Annotated in this window: 18 protein-coding genes; 8 read left to right on the top strand and 10 right to left on the bottom strand. The window is 68.8% G+C overall.

The window, feature by feature from the left end; all coding sequences use genetic code 11:
• Positions 1–213 precede the first annotated feature (213 nt).
• From DPV79_RS37510 to DPV79_RS37500, 3 genes are all read left to right on the top strand, one after another.
• Positions 214–696, top strand: coding sequence for a hypothetical protein (locus DPV79_RS37510; protein ID WP_059683882.1), 483 nt, complete (start codon positions 214–216; stop codon positions 694–696).
• 345 nt (positions 697–1,041) lie between these two features.
• Positions 1,042–2,118, top strand: coding sequence for a porin (locus DPV79_RS37505; RefSeq protein ID WP_021157443.1), 1,077 nt, complete (start codon positions 1,042–1,044; stop codon positions 2,116–2,118).
• A gap of 180 nt (positions 2,119–2,298) precedes the next feature.
• Entirely contained in the window at positions 2,299–3,261 is a 963-nt protein-coding gene (locus DPV79_RS37500; protein WP_021157442.1) for a LysR family transcriptional regulator, read from the top strand.
• A 121-nt stretch (positions 3,262–3,382) separates the two neighbouring features.
• Here the strand turns inward: DPV79_RS37500 and DPV79_RS37495 are convergent, their stop codons facing one another.
• Positions 3,383–4,342, bottom strand: a complete 960-nt coding sequence (locus tag DPV79_RS37495; protein WP_006488640.1) for an NAD(P)H-dependent flavin oxidoreductase — start codon at positions 4,340–4,342, stop codon at positions 3,383–3,385.
• Positions 4,343–4,649: 307 nt separating this feature from the next.
• Between DPV79_RS37495 and DPV79_RS37490 the strand changes: the two genes are divergently transcribed.
• Entirely contained in the window at positions 4,650–5,546 is an 897-nt protein-coding gene (locus tag DPV79_RS37490; protein ID WP_021157441.1) for an alpha/beta fold hydrolase, read from the top strand.
• Between the two features lie 27 nt (positions 5,547–5,573).
• On the opposite strand, the gene DPV79_RS37485 is transcribed toward DPV79_RS37490, so the two are convergent.
• Positions 5,574–6,065, bottom strand: coding sequence for an Lrp/AsnC family transcriptional regulator (locus DPV79_RS37485; protein ID WP_011353413.1), 492 nt, complete (start codon positions 6,063–6,065; stop codon positions 5,574–5,576).
• Positions 6,066–6,178: 113 nt separating this feature from the next.
• On the opposite strand from DPV79_RS37485, the gene DPV79_RS37480 reads away from it, so the two are divergent.
• Entirely contained in the window at positions 6,179–7,081 is a 903-nt protein-coding gene (locus DPV79_RS37480; protein ID WP_113047792.1) for a DMT family transporter, read from the top strand.
• Between the two features lie 264 nt (positions 7,082–7,345).
• Here DPV79_RS37480 and DPV79_RS37475 read toward each other — a convergent pair whose 3' ends face one another.
• The 4 genes from DPV79_RS37475 to DPV79_RS37460 are packed head-to-tail and all read right to left on the bottom strand — an operon-like array spanning position 7,346 to position 9,982.
• Complete coding sequence (locus DPV79_RS37475) at positions 7,346–7,552, bottom strand: DUF1289 domain-containing protein (protein WP_021157438.1); 207 nt, start codon at positions 7,550–7,552, stop codon at positions 7,346–7,348.
• Positions 7,549–8,055 carry a YbaK/EbsC family protein gene (locus tag DPV79_RS37470; protein WP_027788969.1) on the bottom strand — a complete coding sequence of 169 codons (507 nt, stop codon included), beginning with the start codon at positions 8,053–8,055 and terminating at the stop codon, positions 7,549–7,551. Before DPV79_RS37470 ends, DPV79_RS37475 begins: the two co-directional genes overlap by 4 nt.
• 26 nt (positions 8,056–8,081) lie before the next feature.
• Positions 8,082–9,014, bottom strand: coding sequence for a hydroxymethylglutaryl-CoA lyase (locus tag DPV79_RS37465; protein WP_042973403.1), 933 nt, complete (start codon positions 9,012–9,014; stop codon positions 8,082–8,084).
• A 26-nt stretch (positions 9,015–9,040) separates the two neighbouring features.
• On the bottom strand, positions 9,041–9,982 hold the full coding sequence (locus tag DPV79_RS37460) for a 2-hydroxyacid dehydrogenase (RefSeq protein ID WP_027788971.1): 942 nt from the start codon (positions 9,980–9,982) through the stop codon (positions 9,041–9,043).
• 348 nt (positions 9,983–10,330) lie between these two features.
• Between DPV79_RS37460 and DPV79_RS37450 the strand changes: the two genes are divergently transcribed.
• Positions 10,331–10,954, top strand: coding sequence for an RBBP9/YdeN family alpha/beta hydrolase (locus DPV79_RS37450; RefSeq protein WP_027788972.1), 624 nt, complete (start codon positions 10,331–10,333; stop codon positions 10,952–10,954).
• A 66-nt stretch (positions 10,955–11,020) separates the two neighbouring features.
• On the opposite strand, the gene DPV79_RS37445 is transcribed toward DPV79_RS37450, so the two are convergent.
• The 3 genes from DPV79_RS37445 to DPV79_RS37435 form a co-directional block, all read right to left on the bottom strand.
• Complete coding sequence (locus tag DPV79_RS37445; protein WP_113047782.1) at positions 11,021–13,138, bottom strand: phosphocholine-specific phospholipase C; 2,118 nt, start codon at positions 13,136–13,138, stop codon at positions 11,021–11,023.
• Between the two features lie 45 nt (positions 13,139–13,183).
• Entirely contained in the window at positions 13,184–13,468 is a 285-nt protein-coding gene (locus tag DPV79_RS37440) for a hypothetical protein (RefSeq protein WP_059492024.1), read from the bottom strand.
• A gap of 266 nt (positions 13,469–13,734) precedes the next feature.
• A complete protein-coding gene (locus DPV79_RS37435; protein WP_113047781.1) occupies positions 13,735–14,655 on the bottom strand; it encodes a LysR substrate-binding domain-containing protein in 921 nt (306 codons plus the stop codon).
• A 112-nt stretch (positions 14,656–14,767) separates the two neighbouring features.
• On the opposite strand from DPV79_RS37435, the gene DPV79_RS37430 reads away from it, so the two are divergent.
• Positions 14,768–15,406 carry a glutathione S-transferase family protein gene (locus DPV79_RS37430; protein ID WP_059856962.1) on the top strand — a complete coding sequence of 213 codons (639 nt, stop codon included), beginning with the start codon at positions 14,768–14,770 and terminating at the stop codon, positions 15,404–15,406.
• 55 nt (positions 15,407–15,461) lie between these two features.
• Here the strand turns inward: DPV79_RS37430 and DPV79_RS37425 are convergent, their stop codons facing one another.
• Positions 15,462–16,769 (bottom strand): MFS transporter, encoded by a 1,308-nt coding sequence (locus tag DPV79_RS37425; RefSeq protein WP_113047780.1) that lies wholly within the window; start codon positions 16,767–16,769, stop codon positions 15,462–15,464.
• Between the two features lie 106 nt (positions 16,770–16,875).
• Between DPV79_RS37425 and DPV79_RS37420 the strand changes: the two genes are divergently transcribed.
• Positions 16,876–17,470 (top strand): LysR family transcriptional regulator (locus DPV79_RS37420; RefSeq protein ID WP_113047779.1); only part of this gene is annotated, 595 nt, incomplete at its 3' end.

Here is a 17,470-nt window from a genome sequence, read left to right as displayed (position 1 = left end):
GGCACCGGCCCGGCCATGCGCAAAACGGCAGAAGAATGTTCTGTCCCGGTCGCGTGCCGAAGTGAAAAAACCTAGCAGTAACATGGTGTTACACCGATGCCGGCGACATAACACTTTTTGGCTCGACACGCTTTCGGCGCGCTCATAAATTACTGCTGAAAGCCTTGGGTCGGCCGAAAGGAGCCGGCGGCGGGCATGGACAGGCATTGCACGATGACGGAACGGGTGAAACGGAAGATCGGACGATGGGTGGCGGGCGTGCTCGGCGCATTGCTGATGCCGTTCGCGCTCGCGCAGCCGCCGCACGGCGGTCATGCATTCGGCGGCCACGGTTTCGGTGGCGGCGACATGCGCGCGTACGGTCAGCCGGCCGGCGGTGCTCCCGTCTGGCGCCACGTTACGCCCCCCGGCGGTGCGCGCGCCGGCGGCGTGAGCGGCTACGGTTCCCGCTGGGGGCTGCGGCCGACGCCGTCGTATGGTCATTACGCCGCGCAAAGCCCGTATCGCCCGATCAGCGCCGACGTGCGCCAGATGCCGCGCCCGCCGGGCGGCGGCAACGTGCCGTTGCGCGCCGGTTCGATCCGCGCCGACGTCGCGCGCTACAACGAGGAGCGCGGCGGCCGTCCGATGCCGCCGCCCCGCTCGCAGGAAGAGCCTGCGCACTCGCCGTATTTCTCCCCGTTCTACCGAAACTGAGCGCCCGCGCGCTCGTCCCTCCGGCGGCTGATGCGAATTCGCCACAGTCGCGCACAGATTTCCGCTGATTTTCCCGTCGCATTGCGCTATCTTTCGCGCCCGGCTCGCATGTGCCACGCGGCCGTCCGGCCGTGCGACCGCGTCCACGCCGGGCCGTCGGCGGGTACCCGGCCATGTATCAATTCCGCGAAGTTAATGCTGCCGCTATACCCGCAATAAGTGTGCGCAATTTTGACCGGACGAATGATCCGTAAAGATGGCTGCGCCCCATACGACGCAAGCACTCGGCTCCAAAAAACAACGCTCGCGCCACTTATCGACAATTCGACAAAATCTGGAGATCCAATGAAAGCATTCGCTCGCCGTGCGTCGCGCACGTCCGTCAAGCTGATCGCCGCGGCTGCCTGCGTGGCGGCTACCGCTCCCGTCCATGCACAGTCGAGCGTGTCGCTCTACGGTCAGGTCGACGAATGGGTCGGCGCCACCAAGTTCCCGGGCGGCGACCGCGCGTGGAACGTGAGCGGCGGCGGGATGTCGACGTCTTACTGGGGCATGCACGGCGCCGAGGATCTCGGCAACGGCTACAAGGCGATCTTCACGCTGGAAAGCTTCTTCCGCGCGCAGAACGGCCAGTTCGGCCGCTTCCAGGGCGACACGTTCTTCGCGCGCAACGCGTACGTCGGCATCGATTCGCCGTACGGCACGGTGACGGCCGGCCGCCTGACGACGCACCTGTTCCTGTCGACGATCCTGTTCAACCCGTTCTACGACTCGTACACGTTCTCGCCGATGGTGTACCACGTGTTCCTCGGCCTCGGCACGTTCCCGACCTACCCGAGCGACCAGGGTGCCGTCGGCGATTCGGGCTGGAACAACGCGCTGTCGTACACGTCGCCTTCGTTCGGTGGCCTGAATTTCGGCGCGATGTACGCACTCGGCAACCAGGCCGGCGACAACGGCTCGAAGAAGTGGAGCGCGCAGTTCAACTACGCGAACGGCCCGTTCGCGGCGACCGCTGTCTATCAGTACGTGAACTTCAACAACGGCCCGCGTGACCTGAGCGCGCTGGTGGCCGGCATGAAGAGCCAGGGTATCGCGCAAGTCGGCGCGACCTACGACCTGAAGTACGTGAAGCTGTTCGGCCAGTACATGTATACGAAGAACGACCAGGTCGCGGGCAGCTGGCACGTGAATACTGCGCAGGGCGGCGTGTCGGTGCCGCTCGGCGTGGGCAACGCGATGGCGTCGTACGCGTACTCGCGCGATGCGGGCGGCCTCGACCAGACGCGCCAGACCTGGGCCGTCGGCTACGACTATCCGCTGTCCAAGCGCACGGACGTCTACGCTGCTTACATGAACGACCACATCAGCGGCCTGTCGACCGGCAACACGTTCGGCGCCGGCATCCGCGCGAAGTTCTGACGCGCACGCGCGACCGCCGCGCCGGACGCGCGCGAAAAGCGCGTCCAGGCTGCATGTTTTCCCGCCAGAACGGCGCCGCCACTCGCGGCGCCGTTTTGCCTTTCTTGACCTTTCTGTTTCCCCGCCTTTGTTACCCTATCTCGTAATTGGACCATTCCCCCGTCATTACGAGCGAGTTCGATGGATACCCTCGTCAGCATGAATGTGTTTCGCTACGTCGTCGAAGTGGGCAGCTTCGTCGGCGCGGCGGAGCGCATGCAGATGTCGGCTGCGATGGCGAGCAAGCACGTGATGCATCTCGAGCAGCAGCTCGGTGCGCGGCTGCTGCATCGCACGACACGACGCGTCGCGCCTACCGAGGCCGGACGCGAATACTACGAGCGCCTCGTGCAGGCGCTGTCGGAACTCGACGAAGCCGGGCAGGCCGTCGGCGCCGCGAGCGTGGTGCCGCAAGGCAGGCTGCGCGTCACGTCGCTGTCCGCGTTCGGGCTGCGGCACGTGATGCAGGCCGTCACCGATTATGCGGGCCGGTTCCCGGACGTGACCGTCGACATGACGCTGTCCGATCGCGTGGTCGACCTGATCGAGGAAGGCTACGACGTCGCGGTGCGCGCGGCGCCGAACGGATTGAAATCGTCGTCGCTGGTCGCGCGGCAGATCGCGACCGCGCACATCCTGCTGGTCGCGTCACCCGAGTATCTCGAGAAGCACGGCACGCCCCAGACGATCGCGGATCTCGCACACCACAACTACCTGCGGCGCGACTCGAATTCGACGATGCTCGACGCGCTGGTGATCGACGCGGCCGCCGCGTCGCGCGTGAACCTGAACGGCAACCTGATCGTGAACCATCTCGAAGGGCTGCGTGCGGCCGTGCTCGCGGGCGCGGGCATCGCGCTGCTCGGCACCGAGGTGGTCGGCGACGACATCGAGTCCGGCCGGCTCGTGCCGGTGCTGATCGATGCGGTGCCGCCGCACGAGGCGCCGATCTATGCGGTCTACGCGAGCCGTCGTCACGTGTCCGCGAAGGTGCGTTCGTTCGTCGATTTCCTGGCGGCGCGTTTCGAAGGGCAGTCGCTGTGCCCGTCGATCGAATCGCGCCTGCGCGTGCTGCCGATCACGCGGATGAAGCGCGCGGTGTGAACCGTGCATCCCGCCGCGGCGGGGCGATGAAAACAAAAAGCGCGAGCCGTTGCAGCTCGCGCTTTTTTGTCTGGTCCGACGGGATGCGCGCCGGCGGCGGCCGTCATGGCCGCCGCGTCCGTCAGCGCGGGATGCCGAGCCGCGCCTTCGCGTCGTCGTACTCGCGCTTCAGGCGCTCGACGAGCGCGCCCACGCTCGGCAGGTCGTCCATCAGGCCGACGCCCTGGCCGGCGCCCCAGATGTCCTTCCACGCCTTCGTCTTGTCGCTGCCGAAATTCATCTTGGTCTTGTCGGACTCCGGCAGCGCGTCCGGATCGAGGCCCGCCTTCTCGATGCTCTCGCGGATGTAGTTGCCGTGCACGCCCGTGAAGAGGTTCGTGTAGATGATGTCCGACGATTTCGCGTTCAGGATCGCGTGCTTGTAGTCGTCGATCGCGTGCGCTTCCTGCGTCGCGATGAAACGCGTGCCCATGTACGCGAAGTCGGCGCCCATCGCCTGTGCGGCGAGGATCGAGCCGCCGTTCGCGATCGAGCCGGACAGCACGATCGGGCCGTCGAAGATCTTGCGGACTTCGCCGACGAGCGCGAACGGCGACGTCGTGCCCGCGTGGCCGCCTGCGCCGGCCGCGACGAGGATCAACCCGTCGACACCGGCCTCGAGCGCCTTCTGCGCGTGACGCAGGTTGATCACGTCGTGCAGCACGATGCCGCCGTAGCTGTGCACCGCGTCGACGATCTCGCGCGCCGGCGCGCGCAGGCTCGTGATGAAGATCGGCACCTTGTGCTCGACGCACACGCGCACGTCGTGCTCGAGCCGCGCATTCGACTGATGGACGATCTGGTTGACCGCGATCGGGCCGATCACTGCGTCGGGGTGCTTCGCCTTGTGGTCGGCGAGCTCGGACTGGATCTGCGTGAGCCACTCGTCGAGCAGTTCGGCCGGACGGGCGTTGAGTGCGGGGAACGAACCGACGATGCCCGCCTTGCATTGCGCGAGCACGAGTTCGGGGTAGCTGACGATGAACATCGGCGACGCGATGACGGGCAGCGTCAGGTTCTGCAGGACGGTGGGCAATGCCATGTAATGTCTCCAGTCTCCAGGGGCGGCCGCGCGGTCGCGCCGCCGCCATGCTTTGCGGTCGAACGGTCGTTCGAGTGTAGCTGCGGAACGACGCTGTAAAAACGAAGCTGTAAAACGAAGCTGCAAAAACGAGGTCGCCCTTATTAATACGAACGATCGTGCGATTCTACGCGAGCTTAACAAATCGCGCGGTGTGGCGGCAATCGAGGGAGTGTTCTCTTTCTAGGGATTCTGGTGTTTACCGCGCTGTGAAGACGCGCCGGCGCTCCTAAAATAACCGCCATAACAAACCAACGAGAAACAAACCATGTCGTTTGAGGCGTTTGCACCGTTTCGCGTGACGGTGCAGGACACCGACATTTTCGGTGTCAAAGGAGGCGCGGGTCCGCCGCTCCTGTTGCTGCACGGACATCCGCAAACCCACATGATCTGGCATCGCGTTGCCGCGACGCTCGCGAATCATTTCACGGTGATCGCCACCGACCTGCGCGGTTACGGCGCGTCGGGCAAGCCGCCGAGCGACGCGCAGCACGCACCGTATTCGAAACGTGCAATGGCGGCCGACCAGGTCGCCGTGATGCGGCATTTCGGCTTCGAGCAATTCCATGTGTGCGCGCACGATCGCGGCGCGCGGGTCGCGCACCGGCTCGCGCTCGATCATGCGGACGCCGTCGAGCGGATGATGCTGCTCGACATCGCGCCGACGCTCGCGATGTACGAGAAAACCGATCGCGCGTTCGCGACCGCGTATTTCCACTGGTTCTTCCTGATTCAGCCGGAGCCGCTGCCCGAGACGCTGGTCGGCGCGCATACCGATGCCTACATCGAGCGCGTGATGGGCAACCGGTCCGCCGGACTCGCACCGTTCGCGCCCGAGGCGCTCGCCGCGTACCGGGCCGCACTCGCGCAGCCGGGCGCCGTGCATGCGATGTGCGAGGACTACCGTGCGTCCGCGACGATCGACCTCGAGCACGACCGTGCGGATCTCGAGCGCGGCAACAAGGTCGCGTGCCCGCTGCGCGTGCTGTGGGGCGAGCACGGGATCGTCGGCCGCTGCTTCGATCCGCTCGACGAATGGCGCCGCGTCGCGCGCGACGTCAGCGGCCGCGCGCTCGACTGCGGGCACTACATTCCGGAAGAGGCGCCCGTCGCGCTGATCGACGAACTGCTCGCGTTCTTCGAGGCGCGCGACGCGGCTGCCTGACGGCACGCGGGCGGCGCGTGCCGGTGCTCAGCGGTGCGCGCCGTCGTCCTCGACGAGCGGCGGCAGCCGGCGCGGCACCGGCGTCGATTTCACGATCGCGGTGCTGGTCTCGGCGCGCTCCGTCACTTTCGACAGGATGTCGTCGAGGTGCGCGATCGTGCGCAGGTAGAGCCGGCAGATGAAGCAGTCGTCGCCGGTGACCTTGTCGCACTCCACGAATTCGGGAATCCGGCGCAGCATCTCTTCGACGAGATGCAACTGGCCGGGCAGCGGCTTCACGCGGACGATCGCCTGCAGCGTGTAGCCGAGCGCGCGCGGGTCGAGCTCGACGGTGAACGCGGCGATCACGCCTTGCGCCTCGAGCCGCCGCACACGATCGGCGGTTGCGGGGGCCGACAGCCCGATCTGCCGGGCGAGCTCACTGGTTGCGATACGCGCGTCGTCGGCCAGCGCCGCGAGGATCGCACGGTCGGTCGCGTCGAGCGACGCGACGGCGGGCGGGGAAAGGCGTTTCGGCATGATCGCTTTGCTTTCGAAGGTCAATCGGCTGATTCGCTTCAGTTTAGCCGTGGTTGCGGCGAAAGCAAGTTTCTAGAATCGAGGTCATCCACTCTCTTTCAATGGAGTTCATGATGGCCTCGAATGAAATTCGCCGCGGTGCCGCCGAGATGGTCGTCGCGATGCTGATGTCCGGCACGATCGGCTGGCTCGTGATGTCGTCGCAGCAGCCGCTGACGAACGTCGTGTTCTTCCGCTGCCTGTTCGGCGCCGCGACGCTCGCGATCGTCTGCGCGGCATTCGGCTTCCTGCGCCGCGCGCTGTTCTCGCCGCGGATGCTCGCGCTCGCGACGCTCGGCAGCATCGCGATCGTCGCGAACTGGCTGCTGCTGTTCGCCGCCTATTCGCGTGCATCGATCTCGATGGCGACCGCCGTCTACAACACGCAGCCGTTCATGCTCGTCGCGCTCGGCGCGATCGTGTTCCGCGAGCGGATCACCGCGTCGACGCTCGTGTGGCTCGCGCTCGCGTTCGTGGGGCTCGTCGCCGTGGTGCGCGTCGAGCCGGCCGTGCTCGCGGTGCCCGGCGAATATCTGGAGGGCGTCGCGCTGTCGCTCGGCGCGGCGTTCCTGTATGCGATCTCGTCGATCGTCACGAAGCACCTGAAGGGGACGCCGCCGCACCTGCTCGCGTTGCTGCAGGCCGGTATCGGCATCGTGCTGCTCGCGCCGTTCGCCCACTTCGGCACGCTGCCCGCGACGGCCGGGCAGTGGCTCGACCTGATCGTGCTCGGCGTCGTCAACACGGGCCTGATGTACGTGCTGCTGTACGGCGCGATCCAGAAGCTGCCGACCGCGATGACCGGCGCGCTGTCGTTCGTCTATCCGGTCGTCGCGATCGTCGTCGATCACTTCGCGTTCGGGCAGACGCTCGCGTGGACGCAGGTGCTCGGCGCGCTGCTGATCCTGCTCGCGGCGGCCGGCGTGAATCTCGGCTGGCGCATCGTGCCCGCGCGTCGCGCGGCAGTCGGCAACTGAAACGGTCGTACGATTCGGCGTCGCGGCGGGCGTCACGGCGGCGCGTCGAATGCGGTTTTCGGGAACGGGTATTGCACGCGGATGGCGTGCTCATGGCGAGCAAAAGCGGCGCGCGCGCACGCGTGGAAGACGCTGTAAGAAGTTGTAGGGAAACACCCGATGCGAGCGGTGCGCGTCGCTCGTATGATGCGGGCTGTGACGTTGATCACGTTCACAGGATTCCGATCTCGATGCCGTTCGCCCGTCAGGCTGAACGGCTTTTTTTTATGCGCCGCTCCTCGCAATCAGGCGCCGCCGCGCATCGAGCCGCGCAAGCAGTACGCGCCTCGCGTCGTCATCCGACGTACGCCATCCCTTGATCTCGTCGCGCGTACGCAGGCAACCCGCGCACCAGTCGGTGCGCGGATCGATCCGGCATACGTCGGTGCACGGCGAGGCCACCGTGCCGACCGGTACCACGACGTCGCTCATGCGGATTCCCGCAATGCGACGTCCGCGACCGGCGCGCCCGTCAGCGACACCAGTTCGTTCGGCGACAGGTTGAACACCGCGTGCGGATGGCCGGCGGCCGCCCACAGGCTGTCGAGCTCGAGCAGGTCGGCGTCGATCAGCGTGACGGGTTCGACGAGATGGCCGATCGGACAGACGCCGCCGATCGCGTAGCCGGTGTTGTCGCGCACGAACTTCGCGTCCGCGCGGCCGACCGCGCCGACCTGCGCGGCGACCTTCTTCTCGTCGACGCGATTGACGCCGCTCGCGACCACGAGCACCGGCGCGCCGTCCGACTGGCGGCGAAACAGGATCGACTTCGCGATCTGCGCGACCGAGCAGCCGAGCCCGGCCGCGGCTTCGGCCGACGTCTTGCCGGTTTCGGCGAGCATCACGATGCCTTTCGCATGTCCGCGCTCGCGCAGCAGCAGCGCGACGCGTCGCGCGGAATCGGGGAGGGAATCGAATGAAGCGGGTGTCGTCATGTTGAGGAATCCATCGAATACCGGGGTTATACGCAGTTCGCGGCGTCGGCCGCGCTCTGCGCCTTGGCGAGCAGTGCGCGACCGGCGCGCGACACGTTCGCGCGGCCGATCGCGTTCGAGATGAAGTCGCCGGCAGCGACGACCTGCGCGAGATCGATGCCGGTGTCGATGCCGAGGCCCTGCATCAGGTACAGCACGTCCTCGGTCGCGACGTTGCCGGTCGCGCCCTTCGCGTACGGGCAGCCGCCGAGGCCCGCGACCGACGCGTGGAAGATCTCGATCCCTTCGAACAGCGCCGCGTAGATGTTCGCGAGTGCCTGGCCGTAGGTGTCGTGGAAGTGGCCCGACAGGCGTTCGCGCGGGAACACGCGCGTGACGGCCGACAGCACTTCGCGCGTGCGCTTCGGCGTGCCGACGCCGATCGTGTCGGCGATGTCGATCTCGTCGCAGCCGAGCGCCGCGAAGCGCTCGACGACGTCGACGACCGATGCGACCGGCACTTCGCCCTGGTACGGGCAGCCGAGCGTGCACGACACGCTGCCGCGCAGCCGCAGGCCTGCGTCTTTCGCGGCCTTCGCGACGGGCTCGAAGCGCGCGATGCTCTCGGCGATGCTGCAGTTGATGTTCCGCTGCGAGAACGCCTCGCTGGCCGCGCCGAAGATCACGACTTCGTCGGCGCGCGCGGCGAGCGCATTCTCGAAGCCTTTCAGGTTCGGCGTGAGCACCGAGTACACGGTGCCCGGGCGGCGCTCGATGCCGGCCATCACGTCGGCGCCGTCGGCCATCTGCGGCACCCATTTCGGCGACACGAACGACGCGGCCTCGACGTTGCGGAAGCCGGCGCGCGACAGCCGGTCGACGAGCGCGATCTTCACGTCGGTCGGCACGAAGGTCTTCTCGTTCTGCAGCCCGTCGCGCGGGCCGACTTCGACGATCTTGACGGCGGTGGGGAACGTCATGGTTGTCTCCAGGTTTGCTTGCAGGTTCAGTAGCCGCGCGTGTAGTCGACGATGCCGCCGATGCGCTCACCGCGCTCGAGCGCGCGGATCTTGCCGGCGATCTGCTCGACGGCCTCCGCGCGCAGCGTCTCGGCCGAGCTGTGCGGCGTGATCGTGATGCGCGGCGCGCGCCAGAACGGGTGATCGTCGGGCAGCGGCTCCTGGTGGAACACGTCGAGCGTCGCGGCGGCGATCCGGCCGCTCGCGAGCGCATCGAGCAGGTCGGCCTCGACGAGATGCGCGCCGCGCGCGACGTTGACGACATACGCACCGGGCGCGAGCCGCGCGAATGTGCGGGACGACAGGATGCCGTCGGTGTCGGGCGTGCTCGGCAGCAGGTTGACGAGCACCTTCGCGCCGTCGATGCACGCATCGAACGCACCGTCGCCGGCGAAGGTCGTGACGCCGTCGAGCTGCTTCGCGCTGCGGCTGTAGCCACGCACGGGCAGGCCGAGCGCGGCGAGCGCGAGCGCGACCTGCGCGCCGAGCACGCCGAGGCCGAGCACGGCGACGGTGAAGCTGGCGCGTGCATGCGGCTCGAGCGGCTGCCAGCGGCGCTCGCGCTGCTGCGCGTCGTATTCGTCGAAGCGGCGCAGGTAGCGCAGCACCGCGTGCGTCACGTATTCGACCATCTGCTGCGCCATGCCCGAATCTTCCAGCCGCACGAGCGGCACGTGCGGCGGCAGCGTGCCCGGTTGCGCGCGGTCGAGCGCGAGCAGCGCGTCGACGCCGGCGCCGAGGTTGAAGATCGCGCGCAGGCCGTCGCGCGGGGTGAAGAATTCGCGCGGCGCGCGCCAGACGAGCGCGTAATCGGCGGCGGCCGTGTCGCCCGGCTGCCACGCGCGCAGTTCGGCTTCCGGCAGCGCATGCGCGATCTCGTCGCGCCACGCGCCTGCTTCCTGGTGCGGGGAATGGAACAGGATCTTCATTGGACGACTGCGCGCGCGCCGGCGAGGCGCGTCACGGGAACGGCGAGCGGAGCCGGGCGCGGCGCGCCGGCGGGCGTAGCGGACATCGGGCGTCTCCTGACGACCGGGCGCCCGGCGCGCATCGGCGCCCGGCCCCGGTTCCGTGTGAAGCTGACGGGAAGCCCACATTCTACGGTTTCGCGGCACATCGCGCGCCGGTGCGCGGGGCGGGCGACCGGCGCGGGCGACTCGCGGAAGGCCGCCCCGCGGGTGGCCGCCCCGCGCAAAAGCAAATCACAAAATATTGGTTCGGCCGCCGGGCGCGCCGCGCCACAATCGAATCCCGTCTTCAAGCAAGCGAGGGCAATCATGCGCGCATGCAGCAAATCGGCGTGGCCGCCGCGCCTCGTTACCGTTCCGGGCCTGCACGGCAGCGAAGGCGCGCACTGGCAGACCTGGCTCGAACGGCAGTTCCCGCGCTCGCTGCGCGTCGAGCAGGACGACTGGGACGCGCCCGATCTCGCGCGCTGGGCGCAATCGGTGCGCACCTTGCTCGACCGCGAACGCGGCCCGTTCGTGCTGGCCGCGCACAGCTTCGGCTGCCTCGCGACCGCGCATGCGCTCGCGCAGTGGCCGCGTACGGGCGATGTCGCGGGCGTGCTGCTCGTCGCGCCCGCCAGTCCGAAGAAATTCACGTTTGCCGGGCCGTTCGACGCGCGCCGGCTCGCCGTGCCGTCGATCGTGATCGGCAGCGAGACCGATCCGTGGATGCCGCTTGCCGATGCGCGCACGCTTGCGCAGCACCTGGGCAGCGCGTTCGTGAACCTCGGCGACGCCGGGCACATCAACACCGCGGCCGGCTTCGGGCCGTGGCCGCGCGCGAAGTACTTCATCGACACGCTCGTCCACTGCGCGGCGCCGCTGCGCTTTCGCGACGCGGACGACGGCTTCGAGGCCGCGCTCGTCGATCGCGCGCTCGCGCACGCGATCTGATTCCGCCGGGCAGGGCGGGGAACCCGTGCGGCGCGGCGGGTGCCGCGCCACGCCGTGCCGTCGCGCTTATGCCGCGGACACGGGCCGCACCGCCGCCGGATCCGAATAGCTCGGCCGGCCGTTTTCGACGTGGCCCGCGAAACGGCGCGAGAACGTGCCGGCCGCGCCGTCGCTCACCGTCACGTCATACCATTGGTGGCTCGCCGCGAGCGACCACTGCTCGACGCGTTCGTCACCGCCATGCAGCGTCACCTGCCGCGACGGCGCGCCGTACGCGTTGTCGGTCAGCGTCAGCGTGACGTGTGCCCCGCCGGGGTTGCGCAGCTTCAGGTACAGGTTCCCGTTCGCGACGTCGTAGCCGGCCTTCACTTCCGGCTGCGCCGGATTGCGATGGGTGGCCGTGGTCGACACGTTGCCCGAGAACACGCGCACGAAGCCGTTCGGCCCGTACACCGAGAACGTGTACGCACCGTTCGTCGTCGTCAGGTCGAAGTCCGCATGCAGCACGCGGCGTGCGCCGACCGTGTAGCGCCACGGGCCGTCGGTGCGGTTCGTCGCGTACACGTGGAAGTGCGCGCCCTGGTTGCCGCGGTTCGCGAATTCGATGCGCAGCCGCGTCCTGCCGTCAAGGCTGGCGTTCACGTGCAGCTCGTACGGCAGCGCACGCGCCGGCCGCACGCCGGGCTCCTGCGGGTCGACCGGCGACGGCGTCGCGGGCACGGTCGGCGCGGGCTGCGACGTGCACTGCTGGTCGGCGATCGAGCGGTACTGGCTCGTGTCGGGCAGCGGCGGAAACGACGCGTCGGACGAGCGGAAATCGAATGCGGCGGTGAGGTCGCCGCAGACCGTGCGGCGCCACGGCGTGATGTTCGGTTCGTCGACGCCGAAACGCTCGCCGATGAAGCGGATCACCGACGTATGGTCGAACACCTGCGAGCACACGAAGCCGCCCTTCGTCCACGGCGACACGACCGTCATCGGCACGCGCGGCCCGAGGCCGTACGGTAGGCCGTCGGCCGTGTAGCTGCCGCCGCGGCCGGGGTTCACGACCGTGTGCAGCTCGCCATCGGTCGTCACGGTCGACGCGCCTTGCGCGGCCGACGTCGGCGGCTGAGGCGGCACGATGTGGTCGAAGAAGCCGTCGTTCTCGTCGTACATGATGAACAGCACCGTCTTGCGCCATACGTCCGGGTTCGACGTGAGCGCGTCGAGAATCTGCGACGTGTAGTTCGCGCCGTACGCGGGCGTGTATTTCGGATGCTCGGAGAATGCCGCCGGCGGGCACAGCCACGACACCTGCGGCAGCCGGTCGTTGATCACGTCGTTCTTCAGGTCGTCGAGCGTGCGCACCGTCTGCGCGCGCTGGTACAGCGACGAACCGGGCTTCGCGTTGATGAAGTTCGCGAAGTTCTGCAGCACGTTCGTGCCGTAGTTGCCGTTGTACGGGTCGTTGCCCGTCGTGCCCTGCTGGTAGATCTGCCACGACACGCCGCGCGCTTCCAGGCGTTCGGGAAAGGTCGTCCACGACAGCAGCTGGTAGGCGGGCGGCCCGTCGCCGTCGACATAGTCGCTGTTGTCGAGCAGCGGGCCGCCGAACTTGCCGGTCGGGTCGACGGTGCCCGTCATCAGGTATGCGCGGTTCGGGTGCGTCGGCCCCGGAAGCGAGCAGAAATAGTTGTCGCACACGGTGAATGCATCGGCGAGCGCGTAATGGAACGGGATGTCCTCGCGCACGTGATAGCCCATCGTCATGTCGGTCTTGTTCGCGGGCCACTGGTCGTACCGGCCGCCGTCGATCGCCGCGTGCGTCTTGTACCACGAGTGGTCGAGGTCGCCGACGCACTGCGCGCTCGTCGTCAGCGTGTTCAGCCGGAACGGCAGCACCGGCTGGCCCGGGTCGGCCTTCGACGGCTGGTACCACACCGGCTTGCCGTTCGGCAGCGGGATCGGGAAGCGGTCGTTGTAGCCACGCACACCGCGCAGGTGTCCGAAATAATGATCGAACGAGCGGTTCTCCTGCATGAACACGACGATGTGCTCGACGTCGCGGATCGTGCCGGTGCCGTGCGCGGCGGGAATCGCCAGCGCGCGGCGGATCGATTCGGGGAAGGCGTTGAGCGCGACGGCGGCGCCCGCGGATTGTGCGACGGTATGCAGGAAACGGCGGCGGCTCGATGACGTCATGTTATTTCACCTCGGTTCTGCGGTCGGGGGACGGAAGCGGCGGGATCAGCCCGGCGACGACGCGGCGGCACTCGACGCGGCCGCATTCGCCGTGGGTTTCGCGTCGTCGTCGTCATCGGGCGGGTAGTGCACGACGGGCGGCGCGAGCGGCGCGGCATCGGACGCGGCGGCGTTCGCGGTTGCATCGTGGTTGAATGCGCTGGCGGAGCCGGCCGATGCGCCGGCCTGTTGGGACGCGTCGGTCGTGTGTGCGTCGTGCGGCGCGTCGTCGCTGCAGGCGGCGACGAAAGCGGCGGCACAAAAAACGACGACGGCGGAAACGCGACGCATGACTTCTCTCCTGGCAGGCTGATCGGGAAACGTTTTCGAGTATGCCGGTGCGATGCGACGTTTCGGTGAATCGTTTGCGACTGGCGCATGATCGCGGAATGCTTTCGATATCCTGACCATCTGCTTGCATGGCGTGGCGGGCGCGCAATATCTCCCGGTGGACGTTGCGAGCCAGGCACTTTTACCCGGGCGCGCGATGCGATGCATGAGCGCGTCCAAGGCAGCCTGACCGTCGACGATGAACGCGAGCAACCGGTCGCGTTGCGTCAGCGCCGCGGCGTGCGGCGCCGCACCTCGCTGCGCAGCCAGTCGAGCCAGGTTCGGATCGCCGATTCGTGCGGATGGCCGGGGCGCCACACGACGTAGTGCGCATACACGTCGGTCACGCGTACCGACGATACGCGCACGAGCGTGCCGTCCGCGAGTTCGGGCTCGATCAGCGAGCGGCGCGCGAGGGCGACGCCGCGCCCTTTCAACGTTGCGTCGATCAGCGCGTTCGCATCGGTGAAACGCGGCGCGCGCGCGGATTCGGTGAGGTCGAGCCGCGCGGCCTGGAGCCACGGTTCCCACGGCTGCGCGGGATGGCGCAGCAGCGTGGCGCGCACGAGATCGGCCGGCGAGCGCGGTGCGACGCCGTCGCGATTGCGGTACGCGGGGCTCGCGACCGGGAAGATCGTCTCGTTCATCAGCTTCTCGGCGACTACGCCCGGCCACGTGCCGGGCCCGTAGCGCAGCGCGACGTCGATGCGGTCGCGCTTGCGCAGCGGCGCGAGCGCCACGTCCGGGTGCAGCGCGATCGCGATGTGCGGATGCGCGGCCGAGAAGCGCGGCAGGCGCGGCGCGAGCCAGCGTTCGGCGACGCTCGGCAGCACGCTGACGTTCAGCGTGACGTCGCAGGTGCGCGGGCGGCTGCGCGCGGCGAGGGCCGGCTCGAACGCGCGCTCGAGCACGCTGAGGCCCTGGCGCACCTGCAACGCGAGCGCGTGCGCGGCGTGCGTCGGTGTCGCGCCGTTGCGCTCGCGCGTGAAGAGCGGGTAGCCGAGCTGCGCCTCGAGCGCGCGGATGTGCTGGCTGACGGCGCCTTGCGTGAGCGCGAGCGCGTCGACCGCGCGCGTGAAGCTCTGCAGCCGCACGGCGGTCTCGAACGCGCGCAGCGTCTGCAGCGGAGGAAGGTGGATGCGTTTCATGCGGGTATTAGTAGCACTAATGCCCGAGCACGACAATTCATCGTTTGCGGCGGGCATGCACGCGTTCCTACACTCGGTTCCGTCTTCCACAGTCCCGTCGGGCCACGCCACCATGAACGCATATCGTCTCTATCTTTCGCCGGGCGCCTGCTCGCTCGCCGCTCATATCGCGCTGGAGGAAACCGGCGCGCCCTTCGACGTCGAGATCGTCTCCGTGCAGAAGCAGCAGAACCTCGAAGCGCGTTATCTCGCGATCAACGCGAAGGCACGCGTGCCCGTGCTCGAGATTCCGGGCGAGCCGCGCGTGCTGACCGAAACGCCCGCGATCCTCACGTATCTCGCGCGCCGTTATCCGGACGCGCAACTGCTGCCGCCAGGCGATCCGCTGCGCGAGGCGCGATGCCACGAATGGCTCGCCTGGCTGGTCGGCTGGGTGCATGGCGTCGGCTACGGTGCGCTGTGGCGGCCGGGCCGCTTCATCGGCGATCCCGCGCTGCACGGGGCAGTCAGCACGCACGGGCGCGGCGTGATCGAGGCCGCGAACGAGACGATCGAAGCCGCGCTCGCCGACGGCCGCAGGTGGGCCGAGCCGGGCGCGCATTCGATCGTCGATCCGTTCCTGTTCGTGCTGTATCGCTGGGGTGTCGCGATCGGGCTCGACATGGCGCGGCACCCCGCATGGACCGCGCACGCGCAGCGCGAGGCCGACCGGCCGGCCGTGCGCCGCGCGCTGGCGCGCGAAGCGGCCTGACCGAGGTGCGGGCGCCGTGGCGGGGGCCGCGGTGCCCGCGTGCCGCGCGCGGCCGCTAGCGCGTGGCGAACAGCGGATAGGTCGCGCCGGCGACCAGCGCGGCCGCGAGCCAGACCACGCTCCACGAACTGACGGCGAGCAGCGGCGGGATCGCGAGCGGCGTTGCGAACAGTCCGAGGTAGACGACCGTGTTCGCCATCCCGAGCGCGGTGCCCGCGTGGTTCGCACCTGCGAGCGTCGCGAGCTCCGTGTACGCGACGCCATGCCACGCCGATACGCACACGCCCGCGAACACCAGAATCGCGACGATCGCGGCGAGCGGCACGTGCGGGCTGCCGGCCGTCGCGGCGGCAAGCAGCGTGAACGAGCCGGCCGCGACGAGCACCGAGTCGCGCAGGTACGCGCGCCGGTTGCCGTGCCGGTCGGTATGGCGGCCGCTCCAGACGCGCATCACCATCGCGCCGAGCTGCAACACGACCATCGCCGCGCTGATGCCGGCGAGGCCGAGCCGGCCGAAGTCGTGCAGGAACACCGTCGCGAACGTGAGCACCGCGAACTGCGGCGCGCACAGCAGGCCGATGCCGAGCACGATGCGCCACACGCGGGCGTTCGCGAGCGGGCCGTGCGCGAGCCGCGCGGGTTGCGTGGGTTGCGTGGGTTGCGCGGACTGCGCGGACTGCGGCCGAGCGGCCGGTCGATGCGCGGCACCGTGTGCGACAGCCGGTTCGGCGGGCGGTTCGTGCAGCCAGCGCCAGGTCAGCACGGCCGACCCGGCGCACAGCAGCATCAGCGCACCGAATACCGCCGCGAAGCCCAGGTGCGACGCGAGCGACGGCAGCAGCGCCGCGCCGACACCGCCGCCGAGCGGAACGGCCGTCTGGCGGATGCTCATCGCGAGCCCGCGTTCGCGCTCGCCGAACCAGCGCATCACCGCGCGTCCGCTCGATCCGTTCACGCTGCCGCCGAGCAGGCCGACGCAGCACATCGCCACGACGACGCGCGCCAGCGGCGGCACCGCGTGCGCGCTCGGGACGATCGTGCACACCATCAGCGCGAGCATCGCGGCCGTCGCGACGAGCCCGGTCAGCAGCACGCGGCGATCGCCGAAGCGGTCGGCGGCGATCCCCCACGGCAGCTCGGACAGCGCGACGCCGAAGCCGAGCGCGCCGAGCACGAGGCCGAGTGCGCCGTTGTCGAGATGGTAGGCCGAGCGCATCCACACCGCGGTGGTCGGGATGCCGGCCGCCGCGGCCGAAAAGCTCATGTTCGCGGCCACGCCGGCGGCCAGCACGCGCCAGCGATGGGCCGGACCGCGCACATCGCGGGCGGGCGAGGAGGGAGAGGCGATGCAGGTGGTATCCATGGCGGCAGGCCCGGTTGGAAATTGACATCCACAGTCTGGCGGCCTACATTCATCCTGAAAATCGGAAAGTTCTTGATGAATCGTTCGATAAAACAGGATGGTTGAGATGCCCGGACAAGACATTCCACGCGGCGGCGGCGAGTCGCTCGCGCTGGCCGATGCCGCGCTGGCCCGGCCCAACTTCGACGTGGCGGCGCTGCGCAGCCTCGTCGCGGGCGTGGATCTCGGCAGTTTCGCGAAGGCGGCCGACCGCGTCGCGCGCTCGTCGTCGGCGGTGAGCGCGCAGATCCGCAAGCTCGAGGAGCAGGCCGGCACGCCGTTGTTCGTGAAATCCGGGCGCGGGCTTGCGCTGACCGATGCCGGCGACGCGATGCTGCGTTATGCGCGGCGGATGATCGAGCTGAACGACGAGGCGGCCGCGGCCGTGCGCGGCGTCAATCTCGACGGCTGGGTGCGCGTCGGGTTGCAGGAGGATTTCGGCGAGGCGATTTTGCCCGACGTGCTCGGGCGGTTTGCGCGCGCGCATCCGAAGGTGAGGATCGAGGCGCGCGTGGCGCGCAATGCCGACCTGCTCGACCGGCTCGACGCGAACCAGCTCGATCTTGCGCTGGTGTGGGGCGATCCGGTGTCGGCTGCGCTGCTGTCGCGGCCGGGTATCGACAACGACGTGATCGCGCAGGTGCCGATGCAGTGGGTCGGGG

Origin of the sequence: Burkholderia reimsis (genome assembly GCF_003294055.1) — a bacterium.
In the GTDB taxonomy this organism is placed as follows: domain Bacteria; phylum Pseudomonadota; class Gammaproteobacteria; order Burkholderiales; family Burkholderiaceae; genus Burkholderia; species Burkholderia cepacia.
The sequence above is the reverse complement of the archived record's forward strand: the minus strand, read 5'-3'. Positions and strand labels throughout refer to the sequence as shown.

Excerpts from the sequence above, each read along its gene's own strand:
- DPV79_RS37475 (WP_021157438.1), bottom strand. The coding sequence starts at position 7,552 with ATGAGCGACGTCGTGGTACCGGTCGGCACGGTGGCCTCGCCGTGCACC.
- DPV79_RS37430 (WP_059856962.1), top strand. The coding sequence starts at position 14,768 with ATGAACGCATATCGTCTCTATCTTTCGCCGGGCGCCTGCTCGCTCGCC.
- DPV79_RS37500 (WP_021157442.1), top strand. The coding sequence starts at position 2,299 with ATGGATACCCTCGTCAGCATGAATGTGTTTCGCTACGTCGTCGAAGTG.
- DPV79_RS37440 (WP_059492024.1), bottom strand. The coding sequence starts at position 13,468 with ATGCGTCGCGTTTCCGCCGTCGTCGTTTTTTGTGCCGCCGCTTTCGTC.
- DPV79_RS37495 (WP_006488640.1), bottom strand. The coding sequence starts at position 4,342 with ATGGCATTGCCCACCGTCCTGCAGAACCTGACGCTGCCCGTCATCGCG.
- DPV79_RS37465 (WP_042973403.1), bottom strand. The coding sequence starts at position 9,014 with ATGACGTTCCCCACCGCCGTCAAGATCGTCGAAGTCGGCCCGCGCGAC.
- DPV79_RS37460 (WP_027788971.1), bottom strand. The coding sequence starts at position 9,982 with ATGAAGATCCTGTTCCATTCCCCGCACCAGGAAGCAGGCGCGTGGCGC.
- DPV79_RS37505 (WP_021157443.1), top strand. The coding sequence starts at position 1,042 with ATGAAAGCATTCGCTCGCCGTGCGTCGCGCACGTCCGTCAAGCTGATC.
- DPV79_RS37435 (WP_113047781.1), bottom strand. The coding sequence starts at position 14,655 with ATGAAACGCATCCACCTTCCTCCGCTGCAGACGCTGCGCGCGTTCGAG.
- DPV79_RS37450 (WP_027788972.1), top strand. The coding sequence starts at position 10,331 with ATGCGCGCATGCAGCAAATCGGCGTGGCCGCCGCGCCTCGTTACCGTT.
- DPV79_RS37425 (WP_113047780.1), bottom strand. The coding sequence starts at position 16,769 with ATGGATACCACCTGCATCGCCTCTCCCTCCTCGCCCGCCCGCGATGTG.
- DPV79_RS37485 (WP_011353413.1), bottom strand. The coding sequence starts at position 6,065 with ATGCCGAAACGCCTTTCCCCGCCCGCCGTCGCGTCGCTCGACGCGACC.
- DPV79_RS37490 (WP_021157441.1), top strand. The coding sequence starts at position 4,650 with ATGTCGTTTGAGGCGTTTGCACCGTTTCGCGTGACGGTGCAGGACACC.
- DPV79_RS37480 (WP_113047792.1), top strand. The coding sequence starts at position 6,179 with ATGGCCTCGAATGAAATTCGCCGCGGTGCCGCCGAGATGGTCGTCGCG.
- DPV79_RS37470 (WP_027788969.1), bottom strand. The coding sequence starts at position 8,055 with ATGACGACACCCGCTTCATTCGATTCCCTCCCCGATTCCGCGCGACGC.
- DPV79_RS37445 (WP_113047782.1), bottom strand. The coding sequence starts at position 13,138 with ATGACGTCATCGAGCCGCCGCCGTTTCCTGCATACCGTCGCACAATCC.
- DPV79_RS37510 (WP_059683882.1), top strand. The coding sequence starts at position 214 with ATGACGGAACGGGTGAAACGGAAGATCGGACGATGGGTGGCGGGCGTG.